At 57.9% G+C, this 21,465-nt stretch carries 20 protein-coding genes; 7 read left to right on the top strand and 13 right to left on the bottom strand.

What is annotated here, in order from left to right:
• The first annotated feature begins 59 nt into the window (after positions 1-59).
• Entirely contained in the window at positions 60-1,442 is a 1,383-nt protein-coding gene (locus tag PMYSY11_RS01360) for a nucleobase:cation symporter-2 family protein (RefSeq protein ID WP_150548113.1), read from the top strand.
• Positions 1,443-2,467: 1,025 nt separating this feature from the next.
• Here PMYSY11_RS01360 and PMYSY11_RS01355 read toward each other — a convergent pair.
• Positions 2,468-2,983: a dihydrofolate reductase gene (locus tag PMYSY11_RS01355; protein WP_150548112.1), complete on the bottom strand. Its 516-nt coding sequence runs from the start codon at positions 2,981-2,983 to the stop codon at positions 2,468-2,470.
• A gap of 416 nt (positions 2,984-3,399) precedes the next feature.
• On the opposite strand from PMYSY11_RS01355, the gene PMYSY11_RS01350 reads away from it, so the two are divergent.
• Complete coding sequence (locus PMYSY11_RS01350; RefSeq protein WP_150548111.1) at positions 3,400-4,791, top strand: DUF2868 domain-containing protein; 1,392 nt, start codon at positions 3,400-3,402, stop codon at positions 4,789-4,791.
• Positions 4,784-6,181 (top strand): GTPase/DUF3482 domain-containing protein, encoded by a 1,398-nt coding sequence (locus PMYSY11_RS01345; protein WP_069902303.1) that lies wholly within the window; start codon positions 4,784-4,786, stop codon positions 6,179-6,181. The genes PMYSY11_RS01350 and PMYSY11_RS01345 overlap by 8 nt, the downstream gene beginning before the upstream one ends.
• Here PMYSY11_RS01345 and PMYSY11_RS01340 read toward each other — a convergent pair.
• The 4 genes from PMYSY11_RS01340 to PMYSY11_RS01325 form a co-directional block, all read right to left on the bottom strand.
• On the bottom strand, positions 6,178-7,242 hold the full coding sequence (locus PMYSY11_RS01340) for a transporter substrate-binding domain-containing protein (protein ID WP_150548110.1): 1,065 nt from the start codon (positions 7,240-7,242) through the stop codon (positions 6,178-6,180). The genes PMYSY11_RS01345 and PMYSY11_RS01340 overlap by 4 nt on opposite strands.
• A gap of 138 nt (positions 7,243-7,380) precedes the next feature.
• Entirely contained in the window at positions 7,381-8,175 is a 795-nt protein-coding gene (locus PMYSY11_RS01335; RefSeq protein WP_150548109.1) for a thymidylate synthase, read from the bottom strand.
• 95 nt (positions 8,176-8,270) lie between these two features.
• A complete protein-coding gene (lgt, locus tag PMYSY11_RS01330; RefSeq protein ID WP_150548108.1) occupies positions 8,271-9,077 on the bottom strand; it encodes a prolipoprotein diacylglyceryl transferase in 807 nt (268 codons plus the stop codon).
• A 124-nt stretch (positions 9,078-9,201) separates the two neighbouring features.
• Complete coding sequence (locus tag PMYSY11_RS01325) at positions 9,202-9,984, bottom strand: sulfite exporter TauE/SafE family protein (protein WP_150548107.1); 783 nt, start codon at positions 9,982-9,984, stop codon at positions 9,202-9,204.
• Positions 9,985-10,197: 213 nt separating this feature from the next.
• On the opposite strand from PMYSY11_RS01325, the gene PMYSY11_RS01320 reads away from it, so the two are divergent.
• Positions 10,198-10,944, top strand: a complete 747-nt coding sequence (locus tag PMYSY11_RS01320) for an NRDE family protein (protein WP_150548106.1) — start codon at positions 10,198-10,200, stop codon at positions 10,942-10,944.
• 38 nt (positions 10,945-10,982) lie between these two features.
• Here the strand turns inward: PMYSY11_RS01320 and ptsP are convergent, their stop codons facing one another.
• Together ptsP and PMYSY11_RS01310 are read right to left on the bottom strand one after the other, a co-directional pair.
• The gene (ptsP, locus tag PMYSY11_RS01315; protein WP_150548105.1) at positions 10,983-13,262 is read right to left on the bottom strand and encodes a phosphoenolpyruvate--protein phosphotransferase; all 2,280 of its coding nucleotides are present in this window, start codon (positions 13,260-13,262) and stop codon (positions 10,983-10,985) included.
• A gap of 22 nt (positions 13,263-13,284) precedes the next feature.
• On the bottom strand, positions 13,285-13,764 hold the full coding sequence (locus PMYSY11_RS01310; protein WP_069902651.1) for an RNA pyrophosphohydrolase: 480 nt from the start codon (positions 13,762-13,764) through the stop codon (positions 13,285-13,287).
• A 196-nt stretch (positions 13,765-13,960) separates the two neighbouring features.
• On the opposite strand from PMYSY11_RS01310, the gene PMYSY11_RS01305 reads away from it, so the two are divergent.
• Positions 13,961-14,614: a histidinol-phosphatase gene (locus tag PMYSY11_RS01305; RefSeq protein WP_069902297.1), complete on the top strand. Its 654-nt coding sequence runs from the start codon at positions 13,961-13,963 to the stop codon at positions 14,612-14,614.
• Between the two features lie 701 nt (positions 14,615-15,315).
• On the opposite strand, the gene PMYSY11_RS01300 is transcribed toward PMYSY11_RS01305, so the two are convergent.
• From PMYSY11_RS01300 to ilvA, 3 genes are all read right to left on the bottom strand, one after another.
• The gene (locus PMYSY11_RS01300; RefSeq protein ID WP_172970652.1) at positions 15,316-15,453 is read right to left on the bottom strand and encodes a hypothetical protein; all 138 of its coding nucleotides are present in this window, start codon (positions 15,451-15,453) and stop codon (positions 15,316-15,318) included.
• A gap of 249 nt (positions 15,454-15,702) precedes the next feature.
• Positions 15,703-16,143, bottom strand: coding sequence for a DUF2269 family protein (locus PMYSY11_RS01295; protein ID WP_090514264.1), 441 nt, complete (start codon positions 16,141-16,143; stop codon positions 15,703-15,705).
• A 14-nt stretch (positions 16,144-16,157) separates the two neighbouring features.
• Complete coding sequence (ilvA, locus tag PMYSY11_RS01290) at positions 16,158-17,672, bottom strand: threonine ammonia-lyase, biosynthetic (protein ID WP_069902650.1); 1,515 nt, start codon at positions 17,670-17,672, stop codon at positions 16,158-16,160.
• 193 nt (positions 17,673-17,865) lie between these two features.
• Here ilvA and rpiA point away from each other — a divergent pair, with 193 nt between their 5' ends.
• Positions 17,866-18,537 carry a ribose-5-phosphate isomerase RpiA gene (gene rpiA / locus PMYSY11_RS01285; RefSeq protein WP_150548104.1) on the top strand — a complete coding sequence of 224 codons (672 nt, stop codon included), beginning with the start codon at positions 17,866-17,868 and terminating at the stop codon, positions 18,535-18,537.
• 75 nt (positions 18,538-18,612) lie between these two features.
• The gene (locus PMYSY11_RS01280; protein WP_069902294.1) at positions 18,613-18,945 is read left to right on the top strand and encodes a YegP family protein; all 333 of its coding nucleotides are present in this window, start codon (positions 18,613-18,615) and stop codon (positions 18,943-18,945) included.
• A gap of 67 nt (positions 18,946-19,012) precedes the next feature.
• Here the strand turns inward: PMYSY11_RS01280 and PMYSY11_RS01275 are convergent, their stop codons facing one another.
• From PMYSY11_RS01275 to PMYSY11_RS01265, 3 genes are all read right to left on the bottom strand, one after another.
• Positions 19,013-19,948: an SdiA-regulated domain-containing protein gene (locus tag PMYSY11_RS01275; protein ID WP_150548103.1), complete on the bottom strand. Its 936-nt coding sequence runs from the start codon at positions 19,946-19,948 to the stop codon at positions 19,013-19,015.
• Between the two features lie 133 nt (positions 19,949-20,081).
• The gene (locus tag PMYSY11_RS01270; RefSeq protein ID WP_150548102.1) at positions 20,082-20,429 is read right to left on the bottom strand and encodes a NirD/YgiW/YdeI family stress tolerance protein; all 348 of its coding nucleotides are present in this window, start codon (positions 20,427-20,429) and stop codon (positions 20,082-20,084) included.
• An 83-nt stretch (positions 20,430-20,512) separates the two neighbouring features.
• Positions 20,513-21,424 (bottom strand): SdiA-regulated domain-containing protein, encoded by a 912-nt coding sequence (locus PMYSY11_RS01265; RefSeq protein WP_150548101.1) that lies wholly within the window; start codon positions 21,422-21,424, stop codon positions 20,513-20,515.
• Positions 21,425-21,465: the final 41 nt, after the last annotated feature.

The raw sequence follows: 21,465 nt of genomic DNA, 5'->3' as shown, positions 1-21,465 counted from the left end.
GAAACATCGTCCGATCCCTGCCAGTTCTGTAGAATCGCCGCTTTTTTGCGGACGACAGCATGACTTCTCTGGCGAATCCCCCCTCTTCTGAATCGACTCAGAGCGAGTTGGTCTACGGCCCTGATGCCAAGCCCAAACCCTTCATTGCCCTGGTTGCCGCACTCCAGCATCTGCTCGCGATCATTGTGCCTATCGTCACGCCGGGCCTGTTGATCTGTCAGGCGCTGGGCGTCTCAGCCCGTGACACCAACCTGATCGTGTCGATGTCGCTGGTGATTTCCGGTATCGCCACCTTCGTTCAGTGCAAGCGCTTCGGCCCGTTCGGCGCCGGCTTGTTGATTGTGCAGGGCACCAGCTTCAACTTCGTCGGCCCGCTGATTGCCGGCGGCGCCTTGATGGTCAAGCAAGGCACACCGGTGGAAGCTGTGATGGCGGCGATTTTCGGCGTGGTCATTGCCGGCTCGTTTGTCGAGATGGGCGTGTCGCGCATCCTGCCGTTTGTGAAGCGCCTGATCACCCCGCTGGTCACCGGCATTGTGGTGCTGATGATCGGCCTGACGCTGATCAAAGTCGGCCTTATCAGCATGGGCGGTGGCTTCACGGCGATGGGCAACGGCACCTTCGCCAATGCCGAGAACCTGATGCTCTCCGGCACGGTGCTGGCGATCATCGTCGTGCTCAACCGCATCCCCGTGGTGTGGATGCGCAGTTGCGCAATTGTTATCGCCCTCGCCGTGGGTTACCTGATGGCCGCTTATTTGGGCCGCCTCGACTTCACCGGCATGCATCAAGCTGCCATATTCCAGGTACCGGTGCCGCTGCACTTCGGCCTCGGTTTCTCTTGGGCGCTGTTTATTCCAATGTTGGTGATTTATCTGGTGACCTCGCTGGAAGCCATTGGCGACATCACCGCCACCAGCAAAATCTCCGGCAAACCGGTCGATGGCCCCGAGTGGATGCAACGCATCAAGGGCGGCGTATTGGTCAATGGTGCCAACTCGTTACTGGCAGGTGTGTTCAACACCTTCCCCAGCTCGGTATTCGCCCAGAACAACGGCGTGATTCAACTGACCGGCGTGGCCAGCCGCCACGTAGGCTTGTGGATCGCGGCCATGCTGGTATTGCTCGGCCTGTTCCCCAGCGTTGCCGGAGTTATTCAGGCAGTGCCCGAACCGGTTCTGGGCGGTGCCGCGCTGGTGATGTTTGGTGCCGTTGCGGCATCGGGCATCAATATTCTCGCGAGCATCCAGCTCGACCGCCGCGCGCTGCTGATCATCTCGGTATCACTGGCGCTGGGCCTCGGCGTATCGCAAGTGCCTGAGTTCTTGGCGCACATGCCAGCGGCCCTGCGCAACGTTTTGGAGTCCGGCGTAGCCACTGGCGGCATCAGCGCCTTGCTACTCAACTGGTTTCTGCCCGAACAAAAACCGGAGGATGGATAGCCCCAACGGGGCAATCCGTCGGGAGATAATGGCCACACCGCAAAATCCCCCGCGAAGGATTTTCACCGTCACCACCGCGCAAAAAAACCAAACCCGCAAACGATTCGGCGTTGTATCCGGCAGACCGTCATGACGGATTAACCTGCGGTTTATCCATCCTCCGTTGAGAACACGCACCGGCTCACCACGCTCTCACGCCGAACAACACCCGGAGGATGGATAGCCCCTGCGGGGCAATCCGTCAGGCGATGCAGGCCACACCGCATAATTCCCCGCAACGGCTGTTCACCGTCACCACTGCACGAAAAATCAAACCCGCAAACGATTCGGCGTTGTATCCGGGAGACCGCCATGACGGATTAACCTGCGGTTTATCCATCCTCCGTTGAGAACACACACCGGCATCACCACGCTCTCACGCGTAACGAGATCCGGAGGATGGATAGCCCCTGCGGGGCAATCCGTCGGGCGATATTGGCCACCCCGCAAAATCCCCCGCAACGGGTTTGCACCGCCGCCACCGCTCGAAAAATCGAACCCGCAAACGATTCGGCGTTGTATCCGGTAGACCGCCATGACGGATTAACCTGCGGTTTATCCATCCTCCGTTGAGAACACGCGCCGGCATCACCACGCTCTCACGCCTGACGGAAACCGGAGGATGGATAGCCCCTGCGGGGCAATCCGTCAGGCGATGCAGGCCACCCCGCATAATCCCCCGTAACGGATTTTCATCGTCACCACCGCGCAAAAAATCAAACCCGCAAACGATTCGGCGTTGTATCCGGTAGACCGCCATGACGGATTAACCTGCGGTTTATCCATCCTCCGTTGAGAACACGCACCGGCATCACCATGTTCCCACGCCTTACGACATCCGGAGGATGGATAGCCCCTACGGGGCAATCCGTCGGGCGATGCGGGCCACACCGCATAATCCCCCGCGAGGGATTTTCACCGTCACCACCGCGCGAAAAATCAAACCCGTAAACGAGCCAGAATCGTATCCGCCAGACCGCAGAAACTCAGGTACGGCGCAGCCAGGTTTCAAAGGTGTGCGCCGGTGTAGCTTCACCGGCCTCATGCGCATCACTCGACGCCAGTTGCCAGTCGGCCTGATCCACTTGCGGGAACCATGCATCGCCTTCGGGGCTAAGCTGCACGCGCGTCAGGTAAAGGCGATCGGCCTGCTTTAAGGCTTGCTCATACAACTGCGCACCGCCAATCAGCATCAGCTCATCGACGCCCTTTTCACGCGCCCAGGCATCGGCCCGCACCAGTGCCTTGTTTAGCGAGGCGAACACTTCCGCGCCCTCCAACTGCAAGCCGCTCTGGCGACTGATCACCAGATTAAGCCGGCCCGGCAATGGGCGACCCAGCGAGTCCCAGGTTTTACGGCCCATGATGATCGGCTTACCGAGCGTCATCGCCTTGAAGTGTTTAAGGTCTGCCGGCAAGTGCCACGGCAGTTGATTGTCACGACCGATCACGCGGTTTTCCGCGAGTGCGGCGATCAGGCTGAGGGGGAGTAATTTATTCATCTGGCGAGCATATCAGAGGCATTAATAATCCGGCCATATTGCCCTGAAACGCGGGGTTAGCTTGTGATTTTTCGCGCGGGTCGGGGCGGCGATAATCCATCGCGGGGAATTATGTGGCGCGGCCAATATCGCCCGACGGATTGCCCCGTAGGGGCTATCCATCCTCCGGATGTCGTATGGCGTGGGAACGGGGTGATGGCTGCGTGGGTGGAGGATGGATAAACCGCAGGTTAATCCGTCATGGCGATCTGCGGGATGTGAATACGATCCTTATTGTTGGTATATCTCGCGGGTGTGGTAACACGTGAGTCCGGGTTGTCGAAAGCCTGGCTCCCAATCCATTGGGCTCATCAAGATTTAGCCCAACGCCGTATCAGGGGTTATGCTGAGGACATCATTCTGATTTGAGAAGCCGTGTGACTGACGCCTCAACGCCTCCAAACAAACTCAAACGCCTGTGGCTGACCGAGACTATCCGCCTGCGTGAAGAACACACTGGCCCGCTGGAAGACAGCGAGGCCAACCGACGGGTGCGCGCCGCTGGCGGTGACTTCACTGAGCGTTTGCACGCGCGCGCGCTGATACTCGCTGAGCGTGATGGCCAGTTGCGTGCGCTGGGGCATTGGATACAGGGCGCACGACTGGCGTTATTGGCCATGCTGTTGCTGGCGATTGTCAGCGGCGCGGGGCTGGCTGTGGCGGCGCTGGGCGATGGCAGCCGACCGGTTAACGTGTTCTGGGCACTTGGCAGCCTGCTTGGACTGAACTTGATAATGCTGCTCAGTTGGCTTCTCGGTTTGTTGTTTGCCGGTGGCGGCGGAGCACTGGGCCGCTTGTGGTTATGGCTGAGTGAGAAATTCGCCCGCGATGCCCAAGCCGCGCAACTGGCGCCAGCGCTGATGATTGTGCTGCAACGCCAGCGACTCAGCCGCTGGGCGCTGGGCATGCTGACCAATGGATTCTGGCTGGTTACCCTGTCCAGCGCCTTGCTCACACTGCTGCTGATGCTCGCCACCCGCCGCTTCGGCTTTGTCTGGGAAAGCACTATTCTGGGCGGCCAGACCTTCACTGCGCTGACCCAAGCAATCGGCGCGCTGCCAGCATTGTTTGGCTTCAGTCTGCCCGATGCCGAGCTGATCAGCGCCAGCGGCAACAGTGAATTGATCAGCGAATCGGCCCGGCAAATCTGGGCTGGCTGGCTGGTCGGCGTCGTGCTGGTCTACGGCATTATCCCGCGCCTGCTGCTCATACTCGGCTGCGCATGGCGCTGGTTCAGCGGCTGTAAAAACCTCGGGCTTGATACCGGCCTTCCCGCCTACAGCTTGCTGCGTGAGCGCCTGCAACCCAGCAGCGAGCGCATTGGCATCAATGACGCCGCGCCCGAACAACTGCATCAAAACCATGCGGGCAATGCGCTGAATACCAGCGATGAGGCCATTGTGCTGGCGATAGAACTCGACAGCCGTCGTCAGTGGCCGCCAAGTCGCCTGCCCAAAGGCGTTGTCGATGCGGGCATGATCGACACGCGCGAACAACGCCACCGCCTGCTCGAACAACTCAGTCGCTTCCCGCCCGCGCGTCTGGCCATCGCCTGCGATCCTCGCCGCTCGCCAGACCGGGGCAGCCTGGCATTGATTGGCGAACTGAGCCGCAGCGCCGGCGCCACGCGCATCTGGTTACTGCAACCGCCCGCAGGTGAAGCGCTCGACAGCGATCGCCTGAGCGACTGGCATAGCGCCCTCGATAAACTGCAATTGCCTCATGCCGATAGCGCACCGCTGAAATGGCTGGAGACAGGCCATGACTAACAAGCCGCTGACACTGGCATTGGTGGGCCACACCAATGTGGGCAAGACTTCGTTGCTGCGCACCCTGACCCGCGATGTTGGCTTTGGCGAAGTCTCGCATCGCCCCAGCACCACCCGCCACGTAGAAGGCGCACGCCTGTCGGTCGAAGGTGAGCCGCTGCTGGAGCTGTACGACACGCCTGGCCTTGAGGATGCAATTGCACTACTCGACTACCTTGAGCGTCTGGATCGACCCGGCGAACGTCTGGATGGTCCGGCGCGACTGGCGCGCTTTCTCGACAGCAGTGAAGCGCGCCAGCGTTTCGAGCAAGAGGCTAAAGTGCTGCGCCAGTTACAGGCCTCCGATGCCGGCCTTTATGTAATTGATGCACGCGAACCGGTGCTGGCCAAATACCGTGATGAATTAACTGTATTAGCCATGTGCGGCCGGCCGTTACTGCCGGTGCTCAACTTCGTCGCCAACGACGCCCACCGCGAGCCGGAATGGCGCGAGGCGCTGGCCCGCCTCGGCTTGCATGCACTGGTGCGGTTTGACAGCGTGGCGCCACCGGAAGATGGCGAGCAGCGGCTGTATGAGAGCCTGGCATTGTTGCTGGAAAAGGCCCGGCCCAAGTTGCAGCGCCTTGTTGATGATCACAACACTCAGCGTCAGGCCCGCCGCGAAGCGGGTATGCGCCTGATTGCTGAATTGTTGATTGATTGCGCGGCGTGTCGACGCAGCGTGCCGGCTGAGCCAGCCGCGGAAAAGGCTGCAATCGAGGGACTGCGCCAGAGTATTCGCTTGCGAGAGCAAAACTGCGTTGAGGCGCTCCTGCGGCTCTACGCATTTCGCCCGCAAGATGCCCATTCGCAAGACTTGCCACTGCTCGACGGACGCTGGGGAGACGATCTGTTTAACCCGCAAACACTCAAGCAGTTAGGGGTCAAGGTGGGCGGCGGCATGGCGGCAGGCGCAGCCACTGGCGCGGGCATAGATTTACTGCTCGGCGGCCTGACACTGGGCGCGGCGGCGGCACTTGGGGCCATCGTCGGCGGCAGCGCGCAAACCTTGCGCAACTATGGTTCGCGCCTCAAAGGCAAGCTGCGCGGCGAGCGCGAGCTGACCGTGGATGATGCGGTATTGCGCCTGCTCGCATTGCGTCAGCAGATGCTCCTCGACGCTCTGAATAGCCGGGGCCACGCGGCGGTCGATGCGGTGAAACTGGCCGCACCGCAAGACACCGCCTGGCGTGATGGCAAACTACCCGACGCCCTGAACAATGCCCGGGCGTATCCACAATGGTCGAGCATTGGCAACGCCAACTGGCGCGACACCGCAGAGCGGCGCGCCGAGGTTGATGATCTGGCCGCGCGCTTGCTCAAAGACGCGGCCAAACGCCAACCGGTTTAGCGTCCCAGATAAAGCTCCTGCATTCTCGGCCACTCATCGCTGTTGGTAATGCGCAGCACTTCCTGGCTGATCGGCTCGCGCAGTTTGCTGCCGCTGGCCACGGCAATAGCGTAGGCCTGATTTTCGAAGGTGCCGGGCAGAATGTTCAGCTCGCCTTTCTCAAGTTGGCGATTACGAAACTGCATGATCGGCAGGTCATAAACCATCGCATCGACCTCGCCGTCTTGCACCGCACGCATACCGCTGAGTACATCAGGGTAACGGCTGTTACGAATCCGCTGGCTGTCGAGATAACGCGCACTGATGGTTTTGTCGATGGTCGCGACGTGCGAGCGGCGTAAGTCATCGACACCTTGAATGCCGCTGTGCAGACCGCCCAGCGTCAGCGTGCTGGTCACGGCAGCGGTAAAGGTCGACACCATGATCAACGCCGCAAACATCCAGACAATCGCAATCAGGCGGCCACCCATGGTCACCGGCGCCTTGTCGCCATAACCCACCGTGGTCATGGTCACAGCAGCCCACCAGAAACTATTGCCAAGCCCTTGAGCCGGGTTACCACCGAATTGGTCCTTGTTGCGGCGGCGCTCAAACGCCCAGAGCAGTGCGCCCACCAACAACAGCAAACCTGCAAGGCCCAACACCAGGCTGAAGAACTGCCACGAGAACAAACCCTTGAGCGCGCTCCAGCCAGCCGAGTCTTCACCTTTAGGCACGGCAATGGCCAGGCCGGTTTGATAAAACGGGTGAGTGAAGTCGAGTTTCTCTTCGCGCTCGGCCGTCATGGTCAGCGCGCCGATCACCACATCCAGCTGATTGGCTTCGAGGCTGGGCAATAATTCGCCGAATTGCATGGGCACCAGCTCGAACTGATAGTCGAGCGACTTGGCAATATCCTGCCAAAGATCGACGCTGATCCCGCGCCAATTGCCATTTTCTTCGTGGATTACAAACGGTGGGACTTCGCTGATACCGACCCGTAATACCGGCTTTTCAGGCTCTGCGGCCCAGCTTGAAGTGCCCAACAGGCACAACAGAATTACGCTCAAAATCCTCAACACAAACCCGCTCCTTGCAGACTATCAAAGTCTCAGGGTAACAAATTTGTGCCAAGTGACCGGCCCGCTGATCATCGACGGCGCCGAAAAGGCGCCGACAACCCGTGCCTGAAAGCGCTGCGAATGCAGCGCTGGAGTGACTCAGACCGCGACTTCGGCCTTGATGTGCGGATACGCTTCGTAGCCTACCAATTCGAAATCTTCGAACTTGAAATCGAACAGGTTGGTGACCGCCGGATTTAGTTTCATCTGCGGCAATGGCAGCGGCTCACGCGTCAGCTGCAAGTCGGTCTGCTCGATGTGATTGGCGTACAGGTGGCAGTCGCCTCCGGTCCAGATGAAGTCACCCGGTTGCAGCCCGCAAACCTGCGCGACCATCAGCGTCAGCAGCGCGTAGCTGGCGATATTGAATGGCACACCGAGGAAAATATCCGCCGAACGCTGGTACAGCTGGCAGCTCAACTTGCCATCCGCTACGTAGAACTGGAACAGCGCATGGCACGGTGGCAGCGCCATTTGATCAACCAGCGCCGGGTTCCAGGCGGAGACGATCAGGCGACGCGAATCCGGGTTGGTCTTGATCATTTCGATCAGCTTGCTGATCTGATCAATCGACTGACCATTAGGCGCAGGCCAACTGCGCCACTGATAGCCATACACCGGGCCAAGATCACCGTTTTCATCGGCCCACTCGTCCCAGATGCGCACACCGTTTTCCTTGAGGTAACGGATGTTGGTGTCGCCCTGCAGGAACCACAGCAGCTCATGGATAATCGACTTGAGATGGCACTTCTTGGTGGTCACCAAGGGGAAGCCATCCGCCAGATTGAAGCGCATCTGATGGGCAAACACCGAGTAGGTGCCGGTGCCGGTGCGATCACTCTTGAACGTGCCGGTTTCGCGCACCAGACGCATCAGATCGAGATACTGTTTCATTACAACTCCGCAAACGTGCCATCGGCGCTGACCGACTGGGTCCAATCGGTCAGCACAAAAGTTTAATCGAGCATTTTACTTGAGCTTGAGCCTTCTCAGTGCGAGTTGGCGGCAGCGGGCGACTGACGGCGGTAAGCGTAGGCGATAAGGCCCAGACCGCCGAGAATCATCGGCAGCGACAATACCTGGCCCATGGTCAGCCAGCCCCACGCCAGATAGCCCAGCTGCGCATCCGGCACACGGACAAACTCGACGATAAAGCGGAAGATCCCGTAGCACATGGCAAACATGCCCGACACCGCCATGGTTGGCCGCGGCTTGCGCGAGTAGAACCAGAGAATGGTGAACAGTGCCACGCCCTCAAGGGCAAACTGATACAACTGCGACGGATGGCGCGCCAACTGCTGCGGGTCGGTCGGGAAGACCATAGCCCACGGCACGTCCGTTGCCTTGCCCCACAACTCAGCATTGATGAAGTTACCGATGCGCCCAGCGCCCAGACCAATCGGCACCAGCGGCGCGATAAAGTCCATCAGCTCGAAAAAGCTCTTGTTGTTGCGTTTGCCGAACAGCCAGGCCGCCAACATCACGCCGATAAAGCCACCGTGGAACGACATGCCGCCCTTCCACACTTCGAGAATCAGCAGCGGATTGGCGATGTAAGACGACAGGTCGTAAAACAGCACATACCCCAGACGGCCGCCCAAAATCACGCCCATCGCGCACCAGAACACCAGGTCGGAGAGCTTCTCCTTGCTCCAGGTCGGCGCAAAGTCATGCAACCGGCGCGACGCCAACAGCCAGGCACCACCAATGCCGATCAGGTACATCAGGCCGTACCAGTGAATCTTCAGGGGGCCGATGGCCAGAGCAACCGGATCAATCTGCGGGTAAGGCAGCATTCAAAACTCCTCAGTGCCTTCGCGAATCTCAGGCCAGGCAATAAATTAACGGTGCGCAGTTTACGCCAGAGTGACAGTAACTGGCGAAAACCATAAGCGCCAATCAAGCAGTTTCAGACCAGAATCACAGCAAGAAATTCACCCCCACCGAGAACAGCAGCAGCGCAAACAACCGCTTGAGCATCAGCGGTGACAACCGATGCGCCAGCCGCGCGCCAACACGGGCGAAAAACATGCTGCTGATGGCGATGCCCGCCAGCGCCGGCAGGTAAATAAAGCCTGCACTCCATTCGGGAAGCTGTGGGTTGTTCCAGCCATTCCACATAAAACCGATGGCGCCGGAAACGGCAATTGGCAGGCCACAGGCTGCCGAGGTGGCCACGGCTTTTTGCATCGGCACGCTGCGCCAGGTCAAAAATGGCACGGTCAGTGTGCCGCCACCAATACCAAATATTGCCGAGGCCCAGCCAATAACCACACCTGCGCCCGTCAACCCGACCTTGCCCGGCACGACGCGACTGGGATTGGGCCTGAGTTGCAGGCTCATCTGCACCGCAACCACAAGGGCGAAAACCCCGATAATCTTTTGCAGCATTTCACCGTTTAGCAACGCCGCGGTCATGCTCCCGAGCTGGCCTCCTAGGCAGATGCCCAGCAGCATCCAGACAAATAACGGCCAGAGCACTGCGCCTTTGCGGTGATGCTCAAGTACCGAGTTGATCGAGGTAAAAATGATCGTCGCCAGCGAGGTGCCAATCGCCAGATGCGTGAGAATCTCGGGGGCAAGACCCTGCGCTTTGAAACTTAAAACCAGCACCGGAACGATGATTATTCCGCCACCTACGCCAAACAGACCGGCCAGAACCCCGGCCGCCGCGCCCAGCGATAAATACATCAACAGTTCCATGCCCACCCCCGATAACGAAGACGCATGTTAACGGATGCACAGACGTGGCTCTAGTCGAACCCGCAAGTGCTCGAGGCTGATCAGGCAGAGCAATTGAATGCTGGACGCTGGGCGCTTGATGCACGTATTTTCAAATGAACAGGAACCCGGATAAGCGTGTCTGTCGATTGTGCTGGCGGAACGCATTGCCAAATTGACCCAAGGAGTTTGTTCATGTGCCTGATCGTTTTTGCCTGGCGGCCCGGCCACGCTCAACCCCTGATTGTCGCGGCCAACCGTGACGAATTTTATGCGCGCCCGAGCGCTGCGCTGGCGCAATGGCCAGAAGCGCCTGGCGTGTATGCCGGGCGTGATCTGGAAGCCGGTGGAACCTGGCTGGGTATTGGCCCAAATGGGCGCTTTGCGGCACTGACCAATATTCGCGACCTGACCCTGACGCCAGGGCTGCGCTCGCGTGGTGAATTGCCGGCGGCGTTTCTGCTCGGCCAGGCGAGCCCTGAAGACTACCTGACTGAACTGAGCCGCTCGGGTGAGAGCTATTCAGGTTTTAATCTGCTGGTCGCAGATCAACAGCAGATGTGTCATTTGAATTCGCAGACAGGCCAGTTCCGCGTATTGGAGGCAGGCGTCTATGGCCTCTCCAACGCAGACCTCGACAGCCCCTGGCCGAAGGTGCAACACGCTCGCCACGGGCTTGCCGAGCTACTGGATCAACCGCAACTCGAACCGCTGGCAGAGCTGATGCATGACAGCAGCCAACCCGATGACAGTCGCTTGCCGCACACAGGCGTAGGGATTGCGACCGAGCGACTGCTGTCGAGCATGTTTATCGCCAGCGCCAATTACGGCACCCGCGCCACCACCGTGCTGATCAGCCACGCCAATGGCCAGCGACAATTGCTTGAGCGCAGTTTTGGCCCACATGGGGCAAAGTTGGGTGAGGTGACACTGGGGTTGTAAGTCGGGCGGCGTTGCGCCCGACTTTTTCAAGCGCAGGGTTACGCCTGGATATCTGACGCCGGGTTGATCATGCGGCCGAGGCCAAGATTACGCAGCGCGAGTTGCAAGGTACTGTCGACCAAGTGCGGGTTGTCGATCTTCATCACCTTGCTCAACAAGTCCTGAGCCTTGGTCATGGTCACCTGACGCAACAGCCACTTGACCTTGGGCAGGTTGGTGGCGTTCATCGACAGGCTGTCAAAACCCATCGCGGTCAGCAGCACAGCCGCCGCCGGATCGCCGGCCATTTCGCCGCAAATGCTCACCGGCTTACCTTCTGCATGAGCATCTTCGACCACTTTCAACAACGCTTGCAGCACGGCCGGATGGTAGAAGTCGTAAAGGTCCGCTACGCGTGGATTGTTGCGGTCCACGGCCAGCAGGTATTGAGTCAGGTCGTTGGAGCCGACCGAGAGGAAGTCGACCTGACGCGCCAATTCACGAGTCTGGTAAACCGCCGCCGGGATTTCGATCATCACACCGATGGGCGGCAATGGCACATCGGTGCCTTCGTCACGCACCTCGCCCCACGCCCGGTGAATCAGGTGCAGGGCTTCTTCAAGCTCCTGAACGCCGGAAATCATCGGTAGCAGAATCCGCAGGTTGTTCAGCCCTTCGCTGGCCTTGAGCATGGCGCGGGTTTGCACCAGGAAGATTTCCGGGTGATCGAGGGTCACGCGAATGCCGCGCCAGCCCAAGAACGGGTTGTCTTCTTTAATCGGGAAATACGACAGCGCTTTGTCACCGCCGATGTCCAGGCTGCGCATGGTCACGGGCAGCGGATGGAAGGCCTGTAACTGCTCGCGGTAAATCGCCAGCTGTTCTTTTTCGCTGGGGAAGCGCTCATTGATCATAAACGGCACTTCGGTGCGGTACAAACCCACACCTTCGGCGCCACGCTCCTGCGCCCGGGCTACATCGGCAAGCAAGCCGGTATTGACCCACAACGGCATGCGGTGGCCATCGAGGGTTTCACACGGCAACGCACGCAGCGCATCGAGGCCCTGACTGAGTTGACGCTCTTCCTCAACCACATCGGCGTATTGCTTGCGCAGCAGCTCACTGGGGTTGGTGAATACTTCGCCGTGATAACCGTCGATAATCAGCTGAATGCCGTCGATCTTCGAATACGGCAGATCAACCGCACCCATCACCGTCGGAATACCCATGGCACGGGCAAAAATGGCCACGTGCGAGTTACCCGAACCAAGCACCGAAACCAGACCGACCAACTTGCCTTCCGGAACCTCGCCGAGCATCGACGGCGACAGTTCTTCACTGACCAGAATGGTGTTGTCGGGATAGGTAAGCGTCTGCTGGCGCGCCTGCTGCAGATAAGCCAGCAAGCGCCGCCCGAGATCTTTTACATCGGATGCACGCTCACGCAGGTAAGCGTCATCCATCAATTCAAAGCGGTTAACGTGCTCGCTCACAACCTGGCGCAATGCGCCTTGCGCCCACTGGCCGGTCTTGATGACCTTGACCACTTCATTACCGAGGGCGGCGTCTTCGAGCATCATCAGATAAACATCAAACAGTGCACGCTCTTCCTTGCGCAACTGCGTGGCCATTTTCGCAGAAAGTGCGCGCATATCACGGCGAACACCTTCTAATGCGGTCGAAAATAGCGCTAATTCAGCTTCAACGTCGTCAACATGTTTGTCCGGTACAACTTCCAGGTCTGCGGGAGGTAGCACAACTACAGCCGTGCCCACTGCCGCGCCTGGCGAACCCGGCACGCCGACGAACTTGGCCTCCTGAATCCCTTTACCCTGACGCCCCAGACCGCGAATCGAACCGGTGGCTTCAGCGTGAGCGATTACACCAGCAAGCTGCGCGCTCATCGTTACAAGGAAGGCTTCTTCACCCTCATCGAACTGGCGACGCTCTTTTTGCTGGATAACCAGAACACCCATCACCCGACGATGGTGGATGATCGGTGAACCGAGGAATGAGGCATAACGCTCCTCGCCGGTTTCAGCGAAGTAGCGATAACGCGGGTGAGCGGCGGCATCTTCGAGGTTGAGCGGCTCTTCGCGCGTACCAACCAAACCCACCAGACCCTCGTTCGGGGCCATGCTGACCTTGCCAATCGAGCGCTTGTTAAGGCCGTCGGTGGCCATCAGCACAAAGCGATTGGTTTCCGGGTCGAGCAAATAAACCGAGCAGACCTGGCTGCCCATGGCCTCTTTTACGCGCTGCACGATAATGCCCAACGCCGACTTGAGATCTTTGGCGGCGTTTACTTCCTGGACAATTTTGCGCAGCGTATTGAGCATGGCTCGGCTCTATCAGTTGGTTTCAGTCTCGCGCTAACAAGCGCGGAGCAAGTTCCTTAAGTGCACGACGATAAACTTCGCGCTTGAATGTAACCACTTGGCCTAACGGATACCAGTAACTAACCCATCGCCAGCCGTCAAATTCCGGCTTATTGGTCAGATCCATGCGCACCCGCTGCTCATCAGCGGTCAAACGCAGCAGAAACCATTTTTGCTTCTGGCCTATGCACAGCGGCTGGCTGTGCGTACGCACGAGACGCTGGGGTAGACGATACCTCAACCAGCCCCGCGTGCAGGCGAGAATTTTCACATCCTTCTGTTCCAGCCCTACCTCTTCATTCAATTCGCGGTAGAGCGCTTCTTCGGGGGTTTCGTTGTCATTGATTCCACCCTGAGGAAACTGCCACGCGTCTTGGTTTATCCGACGCGCCCAAAGCACTTGGCCAGCATCATTGGTCAGAATGATGCCGACATTGGGGCGAAAACCATCAAGATCGATCACGGCACACAACCCTGTAAACGCATGTTCCAGCATTGTTCCATAAAGGTTGTGAAAGCAGCAACGTGAGTGGCCCAAGAATTGCTCTGACTCTTAAAAGCGCAATTAAATCCCTGCCATTTACCAATTGAGGATTTTCCCTACACCCGCAAAAATCGGTATTCTGAGCGCCCTCGACGTGACAAACAGAAGGTGCCCCGTGCGTTTAGCTTTATTTGACCTCGATAACACATTGCTCGGCGGTGACAGCGATCACGCCTGGGGTGATTACCTGTGCGAGCGCGGGATACTCGATGGCGTAGCCTACAAGGCGCGGAACGACGAGTTTTATCAGGACTACCTGGCCGGCACCCTCAACCTGACCGACTACCTGAACTTCAGCCTTGAGATTCTTGGCCGCACCGAAATGGCCCAACTGCAAACCTGGCATCAGGAATTCATGCGCGACTGCGTCGAGCCGATCATTCTGGCCAAGGGCGAGGCCTTGCTGGCAGAGCACCGCGCCGCTGGCGACAAGATTCTGATCATCACCGCGACCAACCGCTTCGTCACCGCGCCAATCGCCAAACGCCTGGGCGTTGAAACCCTGCTGGCCACCGAATGCGAAATGCTCGACGGCCGCTACACCGGCCGCACCACAGACGTGCCGTGCTTCAAAGAAGGCAAAGTGACCCGCCTCCAGCGCTGGCTGCAAGAAAACAACATGACGCTGCAAGACAGCAGCTTCTACAGCGACTCGATGAACGACCTGCCCCTGCTCGAGCAAGTCACCCGCCCGGTGGCAGTAGACCCAGACCCGAAACTACGCGCCGAAGCCGAAAAACGCGGCTGGGAAATCATCTCCCTGCGCTAGCCCAAGTTGTCGCACAGGCATGGCAAATTGCGGCGCATGCGCCGCAATTTTAGTTTTGAACCAACGCAATACCACCAACCAAAAACAGCCAGCACCCAGCGGGAAGTCAGCCATGACGGAAGCCGCGTTGCGGATTCCATCCTCCGCATAAATCGCGTGTGTCGAGGAGGATGGATTAGCCGCCACGCGGCGTAATCCGTCATGGCATTGCGCCTGGGGAATACATACACCGGGACATGAAAAATAATCTGCCATCGATCAAATGCAGACCGCGCCCAGCGGGAAGTCCGTCATGACGGAAGCCGCGATGCGGATTCCATCCTCCGCATAATTCCGTGAGTCGAGGGGGATGGATTTGCCGCGGGCGGATTCCATCGTCCGCATTCAGCCCAAACGCCGACCATCCCCAGCCGATCACATCCAGCCCAGACACCGCAAAGCGCCCCATTCCAGCAGGCCAAATGTAATCGTTGCGCTGTGGGTCGAGCCGCAGGGATGCGGCGAGAGTTGCGTTGGGCCAAGGACGGCCCATCGCGACGTGCCCTCGGAGCAACGATGGAATGCGGGAAGCCGAGCAAAGTGAGGCCCAATGGAGGGGCAAGTCTTTTTGGTTAGCTTGGGGGACGCGCGTAGCAGACGTATGCCAAAAGTAACTCGCCGTAAGGGCGAAAAGGTGACGAGAGAACGCCCGAAATTCAGGCTTAGCGCCAGCGTTCAAAAACCAACAAACCAATCAAAAGCATACCGCGCCCCAGCAGGCCATCCGCCATGTCGGAAGCCGCGTTGCGGATTCCAACCTCCGTATAAATCGCGTAGGTCGAGGGGGATGGATTCGCCATATAAGCCGCGTGAGTCGCGGATGATGGATTCGCCACATAAACCGCGTGGACCGTGGAGGATGGATTAGCCGCCACGCGGTGTAATCCGTCATGACATTGCCTGGGCGCAATGCATAAACCATCGCCAGCATTGGCCCCAACAATCCCAAGCCGAGCACATCAAACCCAGCCTTCACCAAACGCACCTTACCAACAAGCCCAAAAAACTCGCTGCAAGACGCGCTTGTCGCTACTCCACTCACACAAAGGTTAAACCGGCTTGGCGCCCATCAACCCCATGATGGCCACCAACACAACCAAAATCAGCACCGCATAAACCAGACACAAACGCACCAGCCCAGTCGGCGCTGGCGTCTCACCGAGCGCCTGCCAAACCCGCAAACGCCCCGACAACAACAGCCCCAGAATCACCATCAGCGCAAACAAGCCACTGCTCGCCAGCAGCCACATCTGACTCAACGGCAATGCCGTTTTATCCACCATCCAGTAACCACTGAACGGCAGCGTCAGCGCCAGCAAACCCAACACTGGCAGACTGATCATGCGGGTGCGCTTGATCTTGCGCTGCAACACCGCAGCATCACCGCCACGCTTGGCTTTGAAAATCATGAAAAAGTGCGCCAGCAACCCAAGAAGCAGAAGTCCGGCAATTGCACTGTGGGCGATTTTGACCAGCTGATAATGTTCCATATGCGCCTAGTTAGTTATCCAAGAAAAAGGGTGTAGGCCGGATTATTACTTTCATCCCAATAGGGATAGCCGATTTCATCCAATGCTGCCGGCACCAGATGGCGCTCCTCGGCAGGCACTTGCAAGCCAGCCACTACACGGCCATCAGCCGCGCCGTGGTTACGGTAGTGGAACATCGAAATATTCCAGCGCCCGCCCAGCTTCTGCAAAAAGTTGAACAGTGCGCCCGGACGCTCCGGAAACTCGAAGCGCAGCACAATCTCGTCACTGACCTTGGCCGCATGGCCGCCGACCATATGGCGGATATGCAGTTTGGCCAGCTCGTTATCAGTCAGGTCGATCACCGGAAAACCCTGGCTGCTCAGGCTTTCGACCAAGGCAACGCGTGGGTCATTCTCGGGATGCGTCTGCACGCCGACAAAAATATGCGCTTCGCGGCCGGTGTGATAACGATAATTGAACTCGGTGATCTGGCGCTTGCCGATTGCCTCACAGAAGGTCTTGAAGCTGCCCGGCTGTTCGGGAATGGTGACCGCGATGATTGCCTCGCGGCCTTCACCCAACTCGGCGCGTTCAGCGACATGGCGCAGGCGATCGAAATTGACGTTGGCGCCTGAGTCAATGCCAACCAGCACCTGATCACTGCAACCGCGGGTTTCGACGTATTTTTTGATACCGGCCACACTCAGTGCGCCCGCAGGCTCGGTGATCGAGCGAGTATCGTCGTAGATATCCTTGATCGCCGCACAGATTTCATCGGTGCTGACGGTGATTACTTCATCGACATAATCTTTGCAGATATTGAAGGTATGCTCGCCAATCTGCGCCACGGCAACGCCATCCGCAAACAAGCCGACCTGGCTTAGCACCACACGCTCGCCCGCGGCCATCGCAGCCTGCAAGCAATTGGAGTCGTCCGGCTCAACGCCAATTACGCGAATTTCCGGGCGCAGATACTTCACATACGCAGCAATGCCGGCAATCAGACCGCCACCGCCTACCGGTACAAAAATCGCGTCGATCCGGCCCGGATGCTGACGCAGGATCTCCATTGCCACGGTGCCTTGGCCGGCAATCGTGTGCGGGTCATCGTAAGGGTGAACATAAATGTAGCCCTTCTCGTTGACCAGTTTCAGCGAGTGCGCGAGGGCCTCGGGGAAGCTGTCTCCGTGCAACACCACTTTGCCGCCGCGTGAGCGAACGCCATTGACCTTGATCTCGGGAGTGGTCTTGGGCATCACGATTGTGGCCTTGACCCCAAGCACTTTGGCCGCAAGCGCCAGTCCTTGCGCATGGTTACCGGCCGAAGCGGTGACCACGCCACGCGCCTGTTCCTCGGGGCTGAGCTGGGCCAGCTTGTTATACGCGCCGCGAATCTTGAAAGAGAACACCGGCTGCAGATCTTCGCGCTTGAGCAGAATCTGATTGTGCAGACGCTCGGAAAGCTGATTGGCAATTTGCAGGGGCGTTTCTACGGCTACATCGTAAACACGCGAGGTGAGGATCTTCTTGACGTACTGTTCGAGCATGGCGGGCATCGCAGGCGGCTAAATCAGGGAACCAACGAGTCTACCCCAGCCATCGGCTGTACGACCACACGAATACTGGGCTTTTAGTCCTCATTTCGCCGATCTTTGCCCATCGCCAGTCAACACACCGCAACCGCCGACGGGCCGAACAGCTATAATGCGCCCTCTCAGTTTCTTCTAAGTGGAACCCGGCATGACCCAGGATCAACTCAAGCAAGCAGTCGCTCAGGCTGCAGTCGACTTCATCCTTCCAAAACTCGACGCCAAAAGCGTAGTTGGGGTCGGCACCGGCTCCACCGCCAACTGCTTCATTGATGCATTGGCCAAGCACAAGACCGAGTTCGATGGCGCCGTTGCCAGCTCCGAAGCCACAGCCGAGCGTTTGAAAGGCCACGGTATTCCGGTGTACGAGCTGAACACCGTCAGCGACCTGGAGTTCTATGTCGACGGCGCCGACGAGAGCGATGATCGCCTTAACCTGATCAAGGGCGGCGGCGCAGCGCTGACCCGCGAGAAAATCGTCGCGGCAGTGGCAAAGACATTTATCTGCATCGCCGACGCCAGCAAGCTGGTTCCAGTTCTGGGCACTTTCCCGCTGCCTGTCGAAGTGATCCCAATGGCGCGCAGCCATGTGGCGCGTGAGCTGGTAAAGCTGGGCGGCGATCCGGTTTACCGCGAAGGCGTGATAACCGACAACGGCAACGTGATTCTCGATGTGTGGAACATGCAAATCGTTAATCCGGTCGAGCTGGAAGCCCAGATCAACGCCATCGTTGGCGTCGTCACCAACGGCCTGTTTGCTGCACGCTCAGCCGACTTGCTCTTGCTCGGTACGCCTGAGGGCGTCAAGCAACTGGTCAAATAGTGATGAGATGACCTGACCTCCTTGAAAATCCGGACTAGTCTTGGCTTGTCCCTACCACAAGGAGTGAGGTCATCCATGGCCAGCAAATTTCATCTGAAGAAAGCTAAAGACGGTCAGTTCCACTTCAACCTGCTCGCCGGCAATGGCGAAATCATCCTCACCAGCGAGATGTACAAAGCCAAGGACTCAGCCCTCAACGGGATCGAGTCAGTGCGCAAGAACTCGCAGCGTGAGGGTGCTTTTGAGGTTAAAGAGTCGAGCAACGCCAAGCACTACTTCGTACTGAAAGCGACCAATGGTCAGGTTGTTGGCCAAAGCCAGATGTACGCCAGTGCGTCGAGCTGCAAGGGTGGCGTTGAGTCGGTGCAGAAGAATGCACCAGAAGCCGTACTCAACGACGAAAGCTGAATTCACCCCAAGTAATCAAACGCCGAAGCCCAGGCTCTGAGCTTCGGCGTTTTGCTGTGCGCGATATTCAATCGCTGTTTTCAGTGCTTTTTTCGAAGACATAAAACAGATTCGGCTCACTGATCAGATACAGCACACCCTGGTCATCCATCGCCACGCCTTCGGCCTGCGGTACCGAACGCTTTAAACCATGCCGACCTGCCAGCAACGATAAGGTGCTCACCGGTTTTCCCTCAGAATTGAGCTCGATAATCAACCGAGACTCATCTGACAACGCCAGCAAATGGCGAGTCCGACTGTCAAATTGCAAGCTGGACAAATCCCGCACGAACAAACCTTTGTCGCGCTCAAGATTATCGGCAATGTTCACGGACATACCTGACTGCCCAGCCGTTTCGGCAAAGCCGGTTATCTCAATAATCCGCATGGGATCGCGTTCTTTGGCAACAAATAAACGCTTGCCGGCCCTGTCGTACGCCAGCCCCTCAAAGCCCTTGTTACCGTTGAGCCCGATGCCCAGTGACAATTGCGCCGCGTCCTGCGCATTCAATTGTGTGGTGATACCGGCGTCATCTATCTGCACTTTAAACAGCCGATGCTCACGCTCATCGGTAATCACGAACACGTTAGGGCTGATGTACTCCACGGCTTCCGGGTCGCCGAAACCCGTCAGCTGAATGCGCCGGAGCACTTCTCCGCCAAGCGACAACTCGATCAACTGAGGATTTTGATTGGTCACGGTAAACAGGCTGCGCCGGTCCGGGTCATAGGTCAGTGCCGAAATGTCCGCCTCAAGCCCCTCGATGGGCTGCGCCTCGACCTTCACGCGATAGTCCGTCAGCCAAATTGAGTTGGCCTCCTGCATCGCGGCGTCACGCCAAACATTCGAATTGAACCAGGCCCGTTGGACTAACCGGTGTTGCTGCGCCCAAACAGCCAATGCCAGGAGTACGACGACCACCAAGGCCGCCAGCACACGCTTTAAGGTCAAGAAAGAACGCATGCGTTATCTCAATAAGTAGAAATCCAGAGCCCGAGCAGAACCTGCCGCCCGGTAAGTTTATGCAGACAGTCAAACAAAGCGAAAACCCCGCTCACAACAGTGAGCAGGGTTGGCGTTCGGTTTACAGCGGGACTTACTTGACCAGTTCGACCCGGTCGACCTCAACATCACGGCGATCGTGATGAACGTCTACCTCGCCGGCCAGACGCACTGTGGCGGTTTCAGACACTTGCTGCTGCGGCCACTTATCATCATCGATTTCAACTTCGATGGTGCCGGAAGCATCTTTGAACAGGTACTGCTCATGCTTAAGGCGCTTGACGATTTGTCCCTGCAGCACAACCGGAGTGTCATCAGCTGCCGTCATTGCACCTGCGACATCCTTTATCTGTGGGGTATCGCTAGGGCCGGTGTAGCCGGCCGCCATGACCGCGCCAGAGAAAACAGGAGCAAGCAGCAAAGCCAATACAGTACGTTTCATATTCATATCCTCATGCGTTGAAGTGATGGGGAAAGAGTAGTTGCGCTAACTGAATTAACTCTTAAACAGGGCTTAAGCCAAACTTAATTCGGCTCAACCTCTTTGCGGAACACGTACATAAGGTCCGGTTCAGCAATCACATAGATAGTGCCGTCTGTACCAATTGCAACGCCCTCAGGTTGTTTGATGCCCAAGGAAAAACCACCCATACCCACACCCAGATTGATAAAGCCCAGTGGATAACCTTGCGCATCCAGTTCGACCAACATGCGTGATTCGTCGGACAACACCAGGATGTTCCCGGTGCGAGAGTCATAGCCCAACGAGGAAATGTCCCGAACGAATAGCCCGCCGCTCACCAGCTCTTGCAGGGTTACAGTTGTATTGGCTTCAGCCGGCAATTGAAAGCTGAATATGCCCAGCGGATCACGCTCTTTAGCCAGCAGCAAGCGCTGCTGATCTGGGTCCCAGGCCAACCCTTCAAAGCCTTTGTTTCCAGCATCGGCAAAGCCCAAGTCATAATTTTCAGCCGTGCTGGCATCGAGGCTTTGAGTGTGCTCATCAACTTGAAACACGCTCATGCGATGCATGCGCTCATCAACCACCGCAATGCGCCCGCCCGACAACACCTCAACCGCCTCAAGATTGGATACGCCATTGATGGGGATCTGCCGCAATACGTCGCCGGCAAGCGACAGCTCGATTAGAAAAGCCGTCTTGCCGGTTACGGTAAACAGGGTATTGCTGCTGGCGCTGTAACTCAGGCCCGAGGTTTCAAAAGCCTCGAGTCCGCTTAGCTTATGCGGCTTGCCGATTATTCGGTAATCGCCCAATCCGATGCTGGCCGCTCGCTCGGCGGGCGACAACATCAGCTCTTGTGCCCATAGAGTAGCGCGTGGAAATAGCTGAAGGTAAATCACCGCAGCAGTGATAAGACCAATGACAACGTACAACAGCACCTTACGTGCATAGCGTAGCCATGAAGCTGCAAGCATCTGTATATCTCTTGTAATTATTATCAATCATCACCTGCGCG

The organism is Pseudomonas marincola (assembly GCF_900682675.2).
Lineage (GTDB): Bacteria > Pseudomonadota > Gammaproteobacteria > Pseudomonadales > Pseudomonadaceae > Aquipseudomonas > Aquipseudomonas marincola.
This window is presented reverse-complemented; position numbering and strand designations above follow the sequence as displayed.

Coding starts and splice junctions, on each gene's coding strand:
- PMYSY11_RS01360 (WP_150548113.1), top strand. CDS start 60: ATGACTTCTCTGGCGAATCCCCCCTCTTCTGAATCGACTCAGAGCGAG.
- PMYSY11_RS01355 (WP_150548112.1), bottom strand. CDS start 2,983: ATGAATAAATTACTCCCCCTCAGCCTGATCGCCGCACTCGCGGAAAAC.
- PMYSY11_RS01345 (WP_069902303.1), top strand. CDS start 4,784: ATGACTAACAAGCCGCTGACACTGGCATTGGTGGGCCACACCAATGTG.
- PMYSY11_RS01335 (WP_150548109.1), bottom strand. CDS start 8,175: ATGAAACAGTATCTCGATCTGATGCGTCTGGTGCGCGAAACCGGCACG.
- lgt (WP_150548108.1), bottom strand. CDS start 9,077: ATGCTGCCTTACCCGCAGATTGATCCGGTTGCTCTGGCCATCGGCCCC.
- PMYSY11_RS01325 (WP_150548107.1), bottom strand. CDS start 9,984: ATGGAACTGTTGATGTATTTATCGCTGGGCGCGGCGGCCGGGGTTCTG.
- PMYSY11_RS01320 (WP_150548106.1), top strand. CDS start 10,198: ATGTGCCTGATCGTTTTTGCCTGGCGGCCCGGCCACGCTCAACCCCTG.
- ptsP (WP_150548105.1), bottom strand. CDS start 13,262: ATGCTCAATACGCTGCGCAAAATTGTCCAGGAAGTAAACGCCGCCAAA.
- PMYSY11_RS01300 (WP_172970652.1), bottom strand. CDS start 15,453: ATGGCGAATCCATCCCCCTCGACCTACGCGATTTATACGGAGGTTGGA.
- PMYSY11_RS01295 (WP_090514264.1), bottom strand. CDS start 16,143: ATGGAACATTATCAGCTGGTCAAAATCGCCCACAGTGCAATTGCCGGA.
- ilvA (WP_069902650.1), bottom strand. CDS start 17,672: ATGCTCGAACAGTACGTCAAGAAGATCCTCACCTCGCGTGTTTACGAT.
- rpiA (WP_150548104.1), top strand. CDS start 17,866: ATGACCCAGGATCAACTCAAGCAAGCAGTCGCTCAGGCTGCAGTCGAC.
- PMYSY11_RS01280 (WP_069902294.1), top strand. CDS start 18,613: ATGGCCAGCAAATTTCATCTGAAGAAAGCTAAAGACGGTCAGTTCCAC.
- PMYSY11_RS01275 (WP_150548103.1), bottom strand. CDS start 19,948: ATGCGTTCTTTCTTGACCTTAAAGCGTGTGCTGGCGGCCTTGGTGGTC.
- PMYSY11_RS01270 (WP_150548102.1), bottom strand. CDS start 20,429: ATGAAACGTACTGTATTGGCTTTGCTGCTTGCTCCTGTTTTCTCTGGC.
- PMYSY11_RS01265 (WP_150548101.1), bottom strand. CDS start 21,424: ATGCTTGCAGCTTCATGGCTACGCTATGCACGTAAGGTGCTGTTGTAC.